Source organism: Mycobacterium sp. JS623 (genome assembly GCF_000328565.1).
In the GTDB taxonomy this organism is placed as follows: domain Bacteria; phylum Actinomycetota; class Actinomycetes; order Mycobacteriales; family Mycobacteriaceae; genus Mycobacterium.
In genome coordinates this window covers 2449884-2461473 of sequence record NC_019966.1, presented here as the reverse complement: position 1 = coordinate 2461473, position 11590 = coordinate 2449884, and the positions used below count along the sequence as shown (strand labels likewise).

At 65.3% G+C, this 11590-nt stretch carries 12 protein-coding genes; 2 read left to right on the top strand and 10 right to left on the bottom strand.

The features are described 5' to 3' along the window. Positions 1 to 142: 142 nt before the first annotated feature. The 6 genes from MYCSM_RS11970 to MYCSM_RS11945 all read right to left on the bottom strand — a co-directional run bounded on the left by MYCSM_RS11970 (position 143) and on the right by MYCSM_RS11945 (position 7116). Positions 143 to 838 carry a LuxR C-terminal-related transcriptional regulator gene (locus MYCSM_RS11970; RefSeq protein ID WP_015306414.1) on the bottom strand — a complete coding sequence of 232 codons (696 nt, stop codon included), beginning with the start codon at positions 836 to 838 and terminating at the stop codon, positions 143 to 145. Positions 839 to 949: 111 nt separating this feature from the next. Beyond that, entirely contained in the window at positions 950 to 1846 is an 897-nt protein-coding gene (gene bla / locus MYCSM_RS11965) for a class A beta-lactamase (protein ID WP_015306413.1), read from the bottom strand. A gap of 17 nt (positions 1847 to 1863) precedes the next feature. Then, entirely contained in the window at positions 1864 to 3210 is a 1347-nt protein-coding gene (locus MYCSM_RS11960) for a M16 family metallopeptidase (RefSeq protein ID WP_015306412.1), read from the bottom strand. Next, the gene (locus MYCSM_RS11955) at positions 3188 to 5452 is read right to left on the bottom strand and encodes a polyribonucleotide nucleotidyltransferase (RefSeq protein WP_015306411.1); all 2265 of its coding nucleotides are present in this window, start codon (positions 5450 to 5452) and stop codon (positions 3188 to 3190) included. Before MYCSM_RS11955 ends, MYCSM_RS11960 begins: the two co-directional genes overlap by 23 nt. 322 nt (positions 5453 to 5774) lie before the next feature. Then, on the bottom strand, positions 5775 to 6044 hold the full coding sequence (gene rpsO, locus MYCSM_RS11950) for a 30S ribosomal protein S15 (RefSeq protein WP_015306410.1): 270 nt from the start codon (positions 6042 to 6044) through the stop codon (positions 5775 to 5777). A gap of 97 nt (positions 6045 to 6141) precedes the next feature. Next, positions 6142 to 7116, bottom strand: coding sequence for a bifunctional riboflavin kinase/FAD synthetase (locus MYCSM_RS11945; RefSeq protein ID WP_015306409.1), 975 nt, complete (start codon positions 7114 to 7116; stop codon positions 6142 to 6144). 81 nt (positions 7117 to 7197) lie between these two features. Here MYCSM_RS11945 and mntR point away from each other — a divergent pair, with 81 nt between their 5' ends. Then, positions 7198 to 7902: a manganese-binding transcriptional regulator MntR gene (gene mntR / locus MYCSM_RS11940; RefSeq protein ID WP_015306408.1), complete on the top strand. Its 705-nt coding sequence runs from the start codon at positions 7198 to 7200 to the stop codon at positions 7900 to 7902. Here the strand turns inward: mntR and MYCSM_RS11935 are convergent. Genes MYCSM_RS11935 through MYCSM_RS11920 form a run of 4 tightly spaced genes read right to left on the bottom strand, consistent with a single transcriptional unit; the run spans position 7899 to position 10824 of the window. After that, positions 7899 to 8309, bottom strand: a complete 411-nt coding sequence (locus MYCSM_RS11935; RefSeq protein WP_015306407.1) for a DUF6632 domain-containing protein — start codon at positions 8307 to 8309, stop codon at positions 7899 to 7901. The genes mntR and MYCSM_RS11935 overlap by 4 nt on opposite strands. A 15-nt stretch (positions 8310 to 8324) precedes the next feature. Then, the gene (truB, locus tag MYCSM_RS11930; protein WP_015306406.1) at positions 8325 to 9206 is read right to left on the bottom strand and encodes a tRNA pseudouridine(55) synthase TruB; all 882 of its coding nucleotides are present in this window, start codon (positions 9204 to 9206) and stop codon (positions 8325 to 8327) included. Beyond that, entirely contained in the window at positions 9203 to 9877 is a 675-nt protein-coding gene (pptT, locus tag MYCSM_RS11925; protein WP_015306405.1) for a 4'-phosphopantetheinyl transferase PptT, read from the bottom strand. Before pptT ends, truB begins: the two co-directional genes overlap by 4 nt. Beyond that, complete coding sequence (locus MYCSM_RS11920) at positions 9874 to 10824, bottom strand: metallophosphoesterase family protein (RefSeq protein WP_015306404.1); 951 nt, start codon at positions 10822 to 10824, stop codon at positions 9874 to 9876. The genes pptT and MYCSM_RS11920 overlap by 4 nt, the downstream gene beginning before the upstream one ends. Positions 10825 to 10953: 129 nt before the next feature. Between MYCSM_RS11920 and MYCSM_RS11915 the strand changes: the two genes are divergently transcribed. Then, complete coding sequence (locus MYCSM_RS11915; RefSeq protein ID WP_015306403.1) at positions 10954 to 11523, top strand: DUF3558 domain-containing protein; 570 nt, start codon at positions 10954 to 10956, stop codon at positions 11521 to 11523. Positions 11524 to 11590: the final 67 nt, after the last annotated feature.

Below are 11590 nucleotides of genomic sequence, written 5' to 3'. Positions count from 1 at the left end.
GGCATCGAGACTGGTCGGCACTCCGCTGGCTCGGTAACCGCGCAGCACAAGTGACTACGGATTGCCGATGTGCGCCGGATTACGCGTCGACAGATTCCGAGTATCGCGTGGCTTCACTGCAAGGGTATTCAGGGTCGCACGGCTAGATGTCATCGACGTTGACGATGCCATCCTGAATGGCACGGGCCACCAGTGCCGCCTTGGTGGGGGCGGGTCGTCCCACCGCGGCGTATTTGGCGCGGACGCGCTGAAGGTGAGTGCGAACGGTTGTCGGTGCGATCTGCAGTTGGCGCGCAACGACATCCTTGCTCTCGGTACGAAACCAAGCGATCAGCACCTCCTTCTCCCGCGGGGCGAGGTTCGCGCGGCCAATCGTGCTGTCGTTGAGCATCGCCAAGGCCATTCGCGGTCCGACGTAGGGCGTGTCGGTTCCCGCCGCCCGGATCGCGTCGATCAAATGATCCTTACTTTCGGATTTCGTCAAGTAGGTGACAGCGCCGCGATTCAGCGCGGTCAAGACCACTTCGTCAGTTGCGATGTGCGAGTAGACGATTACGCGGTGCCCGCGCGAGACGATGCGGTCCAAACCGGTGAAGTCGACCCCGTTGCGCTGCTGCAATTCCAGCACGATCGGACCCACCTCTGACACGAAGGGCGAAGGATGCTCGACGAGGAACTCTTCGGCCGAGAAGTAGGTACCCGCCAACGGAATGCTCGGCTGGGCCTTGCTGCACCACAACTCGACCGCCGCGTGGATCGCGTCATGTTCGTCGACGACCGCGACCGCACCCGTGCCGACGTCCGTCGCGTGATGAATCGCTATCGTCTCGATCGCCACGTCTACTGCTCCGTCCCCTCGCCGGTCCGCTACGCAGGCGCGGCTCGTCTTCTGGGCAAAAGGTATTGCAGAAGGGCCGCCGAGGAATCGGGTGTTTCCCTCGCAGTGCGCCTACGACGAGAGTTCGGGTACGAGCAGCGCGGTGAGTTCGCCGATCAGCGCCCGCTGATTCTGGGCCTTTGGGTCGTTGACCTGCGAACGTGTCATCAGCGCAAGCAGCACTCGCTGACCGTCGGGGCCGTAGGCGATGCCGACGTCGTTGGTGCTGCCGTAGGCGCCGCTGCCTGTTTTGTCGGCTGTCGTCCATTGCGGTGGCAGGCCGGACCGCATGCTCGACGTCTCATTCGCGCGCATCCAGTCCTCGAGCTGCTGGCGCTGTGGCGGGGCGAGCGCGTCACCGGTGAGCAGATTGCGATACCCGCCGCCGAGTGCCTCTGGCGTGCTGGTGTCGCGCGGGTCTCCGGCGATCGCCGAGTTCAGTTCGGTCTCCCAGCGATCCAGCCTTGTGCTCGGATCGCCGATGCTTCGGGCGAACGCGGTGATGGCGGGCGGCCCGCCGATGGTTTGCAACAGCAGGTTGCCCGCGGTGTTGTCGCTGACCCGCAGCGCGGCCTGGCACAGTTCGTCGAGCGTCATGTCGCCGCCGGCGCGCGGCGCCGTCCTCGGCGAGTTAGCGACGGTTGCTGCGGGGTCGACGAACACTCGCTGGTCCAACGTCAGCTGACCTTGTTCGACCATCTGGAGCACCCGTGCCGACGCGTAGCCCTTGAACGTCGAGCACATGGCGAACGCTTCCTGGCCGCGGTGCGAGATGGCGCGGCCGTCGTCGACGTCAACGGCGAACAGGCCGACGTATGCGTCGTAGCGTCGCTCCAGCGCTGCGATGCGATTCTGAATCCGCGGCGTTGGCGCCGCCGGATCCGCCGCCGCGGGTTTGGTCGCGAATGCGGCTGCGGTCGCGAACGTCAATCCGCCGATCAGCGCGCGCCGCCTAGACACTCCAGTCATCGGCTCCAGACTACGGGTCAGCGTGCGATACCCCGAAGCGGCTGTGGCAGCGACCTTTTCGATCGTTGCGGGCCAAGGACTGCGGCACCGTAGGGCCGGGTCAGCAATTGGCGTGCGACGGCGTTGACTTCCGCCAGGGTGACAGCGTCTATCTTGCCGAGGGTATGCGCGATGCTGCGGTGCTCGCCGTAGTTGAGCTCGCTGCGGCCGATGCGGTTCATCCGCGAGCCGGAATCCTCCAGCCCGAGCACCAGCCCACCGCGCATGGAACCCTTGGCGATGCGGCATTCCGCCTCGGTGATGCCGTCGCGCGCCACCTTCTCCAGCACGTCGGCGGTCACCCGGACGACTTCATCGAACCGCTCGGGCTGACACCCCGCGTAAATCGATAGCGCGCCGCTGTCGGAGAACGTGTCGATGGTCGAGTACACCGAGTACGCCAGGCCACGCGTTTCCCGAATCTCTTGGAACAGCCGGGAACTCAGGCCGCCGCCGAGCGCGGTGTTGAGCACCGACAGCGCCCATCGGTGCTCCCAGTGTCGTCCCGGAGTGCGCACCCCGAGCATCAGATGCGTCTGCTCTGCGTCACGGTGGACAAGCCGCAGGGTCGGCTTGCCGGTGACCCGGCCGGTGCCCTTGCGCGGTGCCACCGGGTGTCGGCCGCGAATCAGCCTCGGCCCGAAGTGTTCTCGTACCAGCGAAACCACCTCGTTGTGGTCGACGTTGCCCGCAACGGCCACCACCATCCGCTCAGGGATGTAGCGCCGGAGGTGGAAAGAATGCAGCTGCGCGCGCGTCATCGCCGAGATGGACTCGACGCTGCCGATCACCGGACGGCCCACTGGGTGCTCGCCGAACATCGCCGAAAGGAATACATCGCCGAGCGTGTCCTCTGGATCGTCGTCGCGCATCGCGATTTCCTCGAGCACGACGTCACGTTCGACTTCGACATCTTCTGCGGCGCAGCGGCCGCGCAGCACCACGTCGGCAACCAGATCGACGGCCAACGCGAGGTCCGTGTCGAGCACGTGCGCGTAGTAGCAGGTGTGCTCTCTGGCGGTGAACGCGTTCAGCTCACCGCCGACAGCGTCGACCGCTTGCGCGATTTCGACTGCAGTGCGGGTAGGAGTCGACTTGAACAGCAGGTGCTCGAGGAAGTGCGCGGCGCCTGCCACGCTGTGTCCCTCATCGCGCGATCCGACCCCAACCCATACGCCCACCGATGCCGAATGCACCGACGGGATGAATTCCGTGACGACACGCAGGCCACCGGGCAAGGTGGTGCAGCGCACCGCGTCCGACGTTTCGTCAGCGCGGGCGCCGCGATGCAGTGCCCGGGACCTAGCTGCTGGCGGTTGCGGCATCGACGGGTGCGTCAGCGGGTGCCTCGTCGGCGGGTTCGGCGGTGTCCTCTTCGGAGACCAGTATCAGCGAGATCTTGCCGCGGTTGTCGATGTCGGCGATCTCCACGCGCAGCTTGTCGCCGACCTTGACCACGTCTTCGACCTTGGCGATCCGCTTGCCCTTGCCGAGCTTCGAGATGTGCACCAGGCCGTCGCGGCCCGGCAGCAACGACACGAATGCACCGAAATCGGTTGTCTTGACCACGGTTCCGAGGAACCGCTCACCGATCTTGGGCAGCTGCGGGTTGGCGATCGCGTTGATCTTGTCGATCGCTGCCTGCGCCGAGGCGCCGTCCGAGGCGCCGACGAACACCGTGCCGTCGTCTTCGATCGAGATCTGCGCGCCGGTCTCCTCGGTGATCGAGTTGATCATCTTGCCCTTGGGCCCGATGACCTCGCCGATCTTGTCGATCGGGACCTTGATCGTGGTGATCCGCGGCGCGTACGGACTCATCTCGTCGGGGCTGTCGATGGCCTCGGCCATCACCTCGAGGATGGTCAGCCGGGCATCCTTGGCCTGCGACAGCGCACCGGCCAGCACCTGCGACGGGATGCCGTCGAGCTTGGTGTCCAACTGCAGCGCGGTGACGAAGTCCTTAGTGCCTGCGCACTTGAAGTCCATGTCACCGAACGCATCCTCGGCGCCGAGGATGTCGGTGAGGGTGACGAAGCGCCGCTCGGTGTTGCCGTCAACCTCGACATCGTCCGACACCAAGCCCATTGCGATGCCCGCCACCGGCGCCTTGAGGGGCACACCGGCATTCAGCAACGACAGGGTCGACGCGCACACCGAACCCATCGACGTGGATCCGTTGGAGCTCAACGCCTCCGACACCTGGCGGATCGCGTACGGGAATTCTTCGATGCCGGGCAGCACCGGCATCAGCGCCCGCTCGGCAAGCGCGCCGTGGCCGATCTCGCGCCGCTTGGGCGAACCCACGCGGCCGGTCTCACCGGTCGAATACGGCGGGAAGTTGTAGTGGTGCATGTAGCGCTTGCTGGTTTCCGGCCCGAGCGAGTCGATCTGCTGAGCCATCTTGACCATGTCCAACGTGGTGACACCGAGGATCTGGGTCTCGCCACGCTCGAACAGCGCGCTGCCGTGCGCCCGCGGTACGACGGCCACCTCGGCAGAGAGCGCGCGAATGTCGGTGACGCCGCGGCCGTCGATGCGGAAGTGATCAGTCAGGATGCGCTGGCGCACAAGCTTTTTGGTCAGCGACCGGAATGCGCCGCCGATTTCCTTCTCGCGACCCGCGAACTGTTCGGCCAGCCGCTCGAGCACCTCGGCCTTGATCTCGTTGGTGCGGTCATCGCGCTCGTTCTTGCCCGCGATGGTCAGCGCCTTGGACAGCTCGTCGGTGGCCACCGATGCGACCGAGTAGTACACGTCATCGCCGTAATCGGGGAAGACCGGGTACTCGCCGGTCGGCTTGGCCGCACGATCGGCGAGCTCCTGCTGCGCCGCACAGAGCGCCTTGATGAACGGCTTGGCGGCCTCCAGGCCTTCTGCCACAACAGTTTCCGTTGGTGCCTGGGCACCGCCGGCAACCAGCTCGACGACGTTCTCCGTCGCCTCGGCCTCGACCATCATGATCGCGACGTCACCGTCGTCGAGCACACGCCCGGCGACGACCATGTCGAACACGGCCTTTTCGCCCTGCTCGACGGTCGGGAAAGCGACCCAGGTGCCGTCAATCAGCGAGACCCGCACACCGCCGATCGGGCCCGAGAAGGGCAGACCGGCCAGCTGGGTGGACATCGACGCGGCGTTGATCGCCACCACGTCGTAGAGCTCTTGGGGATCGAGCGACATGACCGTGACCACGACCTGGATCTCGTTGCGCAGGCCATCGACGAACGATGGGCGCAGCGGGCGGTCGATCAGCCGGCAGGTCAGGATCGCGTCGGTGGAGGGACGACCCTCACGACGGAAGAACGAGCCGGGGATGCGCCCCGCGGCGTACATGCGCTCCTCCACGTCGACGGTCAACGGGAAGAAGTCGAAGTGGTCCTTCGGGTTCTTGCTGGCGGTGGTCGCCGACAGCAGCATCGTCTCGTCGTCGAGGTAAGCGACGGCGGAGCCGGCGGCCTGCTGGGCGAGCCGACCGGTTTCGAAGCGGATGGTGCGGGTGCCGAAGCTCCCGTTGTCGATCACGGCGGTGGATTCGTATACGCCGTCTTCAATTTCGACTACAGACATGTGCGTCCGTATGGCCTCTCTTGGTTCAGTGTCTTCACTGTTTAGCTGTTTCGCGTCGTCACAGCGTGTGAACCACCGGCCTTGATGCGGCTACGGCCATCGATCGAAGCTGTCGGGATTGCTACCCGGCAGCCACTACCGAAGACCGCGCGATCAGGGCGGGTCCCGATATGAGACGCGGGAGCGGGTTCGCGGATATGCGAAACCGCACCCGATTTGTTCGAGCCGATCCGGCTGGCGAACGAAGCCATCGTACCTTGGGCCTCCTACGAGGCCGAATAACCCGGGCTCGGGCGTCAGCGACGTCAGCTCGATGAGCCGCTCAGCGGCGCAAGCCGAGCCGCTCGATCAGCGAGCGGTAGCGCTCGACGTCCACCTGGGCGACGTACTTGAGCAGCCGGCGGCGACGGCCGACCAGCAACAGCAGACCGCGCCGCGAGTGGTGGTCATGCTTGTGCACCTTGAGGTGCTCGGTCAGGTCGGAGATGCGCTTGGTCAGCAGCGCGACCTGGGCTTCTGGGGAGCCGGTGTCGGTGTTATGCAGGCCGTACTGGCCCAGAATGTCCTTCTTTTGTTCGGCAGTGAGCGCCACGAAATAACTCCATCAATAGGTCCGCGACTAATTCTTCTAAGGCGTAGCCACCGCGAACTGCAGCACACGCCGGGTCGGCAGGGAGTCTAACAGTGCCTCAGCCCGCAGAAAGAATCGTGCGGGCGTGCTCGGTGTCGTCGCCCATGGTCGCCACCAGGTCCTCGACCCGGTCGAACGTCTCCTGGCCACGGATGCGGGCGACGAAATCGACCGCGACGTGCTGGCCGTACAGGTCCGCGCTGGTGTCGAGGACGAACGCTTCCACGGTGCGGGTGCGCCCCGAGAACGTCGGGTTGGTGCCAACCGACACCGCGGACTGATAACGCTCGCCGGGCACGACGCTGCCGGTGATGGGGCCGTGACCCAGCACGGTGAACCAGGCGGCGTAGACGCCGTCGGCCGGGATCGCCGAGTACATCGGCGGCGCCACGTTTGCGGTAGGAAAGCCCAGCACCATGCCTCGTCCCTCGCCGCGCACCACCACGCCCTCGACGCGGTGCGGACGGCCGAGCGCCTCGGTCGCGGCGACCATGTCGCCCGCGTCCACGCAGGATCGGATGTAGGTAGACGAGAACGTGATGTCCTCGTTCTGGTGGTGCTCACTGACCAGCGACATGCCTTGCACGGCAAAGCCGAACCGCTCGCCCGCCCTGCGCAGCGTGTCGACGTTGCCCGCGGCCTTCTTGCCGAAGGTGAAGTTCTCCCCCACCACGACCTCGACGGCGTGCAGGTGTTCGACCAGCAGCTCGTGGATGTAGCGCTCCGGAGTGAGCTTCATGAAGTCGGTGGTGAACGGCATTACCAGAAAGACGTCGATGCCGAGTTCCTCGACGAGTTCGGCGCGCCGGGTCAGCGTCGTCAGCTGTGCGGGATGGCTGCCAGGGAACACGACCTCCATCGGGTGCGGGTCGAACGTCATCAGCACCGACGGCACGCCGCGGGTCCGGCCTGCCTTCACGGCGTGACTGATCAGCTCCTGATGTCCCCGATGCACCCCGTCGAAGACGCCGATCGTAACGACGCATCGACCCCAGTCCGTCGGGATGTCGTCTTGCCCCCGCCAGCGCTGCACAGCCGCCAGCCTACGGCGCAGAGGTGCGCAGGGCTTCGCTGGACCACCAGATCAGGTGAAGATTGCCTAAACTTTCTGACTGTGAGTCCTGAAGGCAATCCTCGCGACCTGAGCACGGTTGCCCAGGACTACCTCAAAGTCATCTGGACCGCCCAGGAGTGGTCGCTGGAGAAAGTCAGCACCAAGCTGCTCGCCGAGCGGATCGGCGTGTCGGCGTCCACAGCATCGGAGTCCATCCGCAAGCTCGCCGACCAGGGTCTGGTCGATCACGAGAAGTACGGGGCCGTGACGCTGACCGAGGCGGGCAGGCGCGCCGCGCTGGGCATGGTGCGCAGGCATCGGCTGATGGAAACGTTCCTGGTCCGCGAACTGGGCTACAGCTGGGACGAGGTGCACGATGAGGCCGAGGTGCTCGAGCATGCGGTGTCCGACCGGATGCTCGACCGGATCGACGCCAAGCTAGGCCACCCCACCCGCGACCCGCACGGCGATCCGATCCCGGCCAAGGACGGCCAGGTGCCCACCCCGGATGCGCGACAGCTGTCGGTCTGCCAGAACGGGGAGTCCGGGACCGTGGCCCGCATCTCCGACGCCGACCCCGAGATGCTGCGGTACTTCGACACTGTCGGCATCAGCTTGGACTCACGGCTGCATGTGCTGGCCCGACGCGACTTCGCAGGCATGATCTCGGTGGCCATCAAGTCCGCCAACGCCAGGGAGGACGATCCCGGCACCACGGTCGACCTAGGAAGCCCTGCGGCAGAAGCGATCTGGGTGGTCGGCTAGCGCGATCCCGCTGGGTCAGGTTCCGGCTGCTTCAGTCCGGCCGACATCACGAGCGCCGACAGCACGATGGCCACCAGCAGAAGTGCTGGAACATCACCGAACAGATGGCCCAATTGGTGCTCGCCGGTGAGGGATTGCACCGCCATGATCGTGGCGTGCACGACGCTGGACCACACCGCAAACCAGATCACGCTGAGGTGGGTCGCGGGGTTGCGCGCGGCGCTCAGCAGGAACACTCCGAGTGTCGCATAAATGCCGACGATCATCATGAAATACACCGAATCGTGTGGGGGGCCGTGATGCCATGCCCAGCCCGATGGCCACACCCACGCAAGTGGATACAGCAGCAGCATGATCACTCCGAACACGGCCAGGGCCAACTGAAGAAGTTTATAAGGCGTTCCCACTTAGCCAGTATGCGACTACAGGGTGGCAGGGCGTAACACAACAACCGACTTCGACCGTGACGCTTGGTCTTTCAGCAGCGCGATAACTCTTCCATCGGGTGCGGTGGCAGCGTAGACGCCGTCGATGTCGGCGGCGTCCAGCGGCCGTCCGTGCCGGGTGTCCTCGGCCTCGGCGTCGGTCAGATCGCGGCGCGGAAACGATTGCAGGCAGGCTTCATCAAGTGAATAGCTCAGGCGGGGCCGCTCGGCGAGGTCATCGAGAATGCGAGCCTGATCGAGCCCGAACCGGCCGACTCTGGTGCGCCGCAGCGCGGTCAGATGTCCGCCGACTTTCAGTGCATCGCCGACGTCGCGGGCCAGCGCGCGGATGTACGTGCCGCTCGAGCAGTCGACTTCGACGTCGACGTCGATGAGTTCGTCGTGCCGGCGGATGGCCAGCACATCGAACCTTTCGATGCGAACGTTGCGCGGCGCGAGTTCGACCGTCTGGCCCTCGCGGACCAGTCTGTAGGCGCGCTTGCCGCCGACCTTGACGGCGCTGACCGCCGACGGCACCTGCGCGATCTCACCGCGCAGCGCGCCGACCGCGTCACCGATCTGATCGTCGGTGACGGCGCTGGCCGAAACCGATTGCAAGACTTCACCTTCGGCGTCATCGGTGGATGTGGTTTGGCCGAGCCGGATGGTGGCGGAATAGGACTTGTCGGTGGTCGTCAGCAGGCCGAGGATCTTGGTGGCGCGTTCTATCCCGACGACGAGCACGCCGGTGGCCATCGGGTCGAGTGTGCCCGCGTGGCCAACCTTGCGGGTGCCGAAGATGCGCCTGCAGCGGCCGACGACGTCATGGCTCGTCATGCCCGCCGGTTTGTCGACTACGACAATTCCAGCGTGGGTCATACGACGATCGCCGTCAGCGCCAGCCCGTCGCGAACCGACCAGCGTCCCGACAACGTCTCCAGCGGCGGGCCTGACTCGGCGGCCGGATCGATCAGAATGCGTGACTCGAACGTGCCCGCGGTGCCGCTGCCGTCGACTCCGAAGGTGATGTGCGCATCTTCGAAACCAAGCCAGCGGTGCGTCAACGGAAACCACGCCTTATACGTCGCCTCCTTGGCGCAGAACAGGATTCGGTCCCAATGCAAACCATGCGGCATCTGTTGCAGTTCGACGCGCTCTTTCGGCAGGCTGACCGCGTCGAGCACGCCCTTGGGCAGCACGTCGTGCGGTTCGGCGTCGATGCCCACCGAGCGCACCTGACCGCGCCTGGCGACGGCCGCACCGCGAAAACCCGTGCAATGGGTGAGGCTGCCGACGACACCGTCGGGCCAGCAGGGCTCGCCCTTGTCCCCCTTGAGGATCGGCACCGACGGCACACCGAGTTCATCGAGGGCCTGCCGGGCGCAGTGGCGCACGGTGATGAACTCGTTGCGCCGCTTGGCCACCGACTTCGCGATCAGTGGCTCCTCTTCCGGCAGCGGCGCTAATCCCGGTGGGTCGTTATACAATTCGGCCGCCGCCAGCGCCTCGGCCTCTGGCAGCACCACCGCGAGCAGCGGAGCAGCGGTCATGACTGCCTGGCCTTGACCCGCTCCTGCACCTTCTCGGCGTGGTCGCGCATCTCCTGCGTGATTTGGAAGTGGCCGCCGAACTCATTGAGATAGCCGGGCGCGTACTTCGGGTCGGGCAGTATCTGGCGCAACCATCGATATGGCTTGCGGCGCCGCCATTCTCGCGGATAACCGACGGATACCTCTTCGTGTCGCACCCCGTCGTACCACGTGGTCCGCGGGATGTGCAGATGGCCGTAGACCGAGCAGATCGCGTTGTAGCGGGTGTGCCAGTCGGCGGTGGCGGTGGTGCCGCACCACAGTGAGAACTCGGGGTAAAACATCGCGTCGCAGGGTTCGCGGACCAGCGGGAAATGGTTCACCAGCACCGTCTGGTCCATCCAGTCGAGGTCCTCGAGGCGCTTGCGGGTGTAGGACACCCGGTCGCGACACCACGCGTCGCGGGTGGCATACGGCTCCGACGACAACAGGAATTCATCCGTGCCGACGACGTTGCGCTCGCGGGCGATCGCCAGCCCCTCGGCTTTGGTCGCCGCGCCCTGAGGAAGAAACGAGTAGTCGTACAGCAGGAACATCGGCACGATGGTCGCCGGGCCACCCTCTTCGGTCCACACCGGAAAAGGGTGTTCGGGGGTGACGATGCCCATCTCGTCGCACATGTTGACGAAGTAGTCGTAACGGGCCTTGCCGAAGATCTGCATGGGGTCGCGGTTGGTGGTCCACAGTTCGTGGTTGCCTGGCACCCAGATGACTTTGGCGAAGCGCTTGCGGAGCAGGTCGAGCGACCAGTGGACCTCGTCGGTCCGCTCTGCCACGTCCCCCGCGACGATCAGCCAGTCGTCGGGCGTCGACGGATGCAGCGACTCGGTGATCGGCTTGTTGCCGGTGTGACCGGTGTGTAGGTCGCTGATCGCCCATAGTGTGGGTCGGCGGCCGTCTCGTGTCACAACCGACCACCCTACTTGCGCTAGCGTGGGCCCTGATTCGGCAACTAGAACATGTTCCTATTTCTCGTCCTGACACGTGCGGCGGACCGCTACACTCCCCGCAGGGTCGGACCAAGGTAAGGGGGTTGGATGGTCGCCAAACTTCGCCTGCTGTCCGCGCTGTGTGCGCTGGTCGCGGCGGTGATCGTGGTGTGGCAGTCGAACCCGGCCGGCCCTGTGCGCGTCGACGCCACCGATATCCCGATGACCAACGTCACCACGTCCATCAAGTGGCCCGTCGTCGAAACGGTCAACCCCAGGCCCTTCGATCCGTGTCAGGACATCCCGATCGACGTGATCCAGCGGATCGGGCTGGCCTTCACTCCGCCGACGCCCGAGGAAGGCCTGCGCTGCCACTACGATGCCGGCAACTATCAGATGGCCGTCGAAGCGTTCGTCTGGCGCACCTACGAGGAAACGCTGCCGCCCGACGCGGTCGAGCTCGACATCAACGGCCACCGCGCGGCCCAGTTCTGGATCATGAAGCCGACCGACTGGAACGACCGCTGGTGGATCACCTGCGGGATCGCGTACAAGACCAGCTATGGCGTCATCCTGCAGACGCTGTTCTACTCACCGATCTACGCCGCCGACGATGTCGATTGCCTGCAGACCAATCTGCAGCGCGGCCGCGAGCTGAGCAACTACTACAAGTACTGACATCTTCGTTGACTCTGCGCCTATGGCGTGAAAGTCCGAGTAGCCGACGTCGTAGGCGCAGAGTCAA

Bases quoted from the DNA above. Each gene is read 5' to 3' on its own strand.
- pptT (WP_015306405.1), bottom strand. From the start codon at position 9,877: ATGACCGCTGCTCCGCTGCTCGCGGTGGTGCTGCCAGAGGCCGAGGCG.
- MYCSM_RS11960 (WP_015306412.1), bottom strand. From the start codon at position 3,210: ATGCCGCAACCGCCAGCAGCTAGGTCCCGGGCACTGCATCGCGGCGCC.
- MYCSM_RS11955 (WP_015306411.1), bottom strand. From the start codon at position 5,452: ATGTCTGTAGTCGAAATTGAAGACGGCGTATACGAATCCACCGCCGTG.
- MYCSM_RS11915 (WP_015306403.1), top strand. From the start codon at position 10,954: ATGGTCGCCAAACTTCGCCTGCTGTCCGCGCTGTGTGCGCTGGTCGCG.
- bla (WP_015306413.1), bottom strand. From the start codon at position 1,846: ATGACTGGAGTGTCTAGGCGGCGCGCGCTGATCGGCGGATTGACGTTC.
- truB (WP_015306406.1), bottom strand. From the start codon at position 9,206: ATGACCCACGCTGGAATTGTCGTAGTCGACAAACCGGCGGGCATGACG.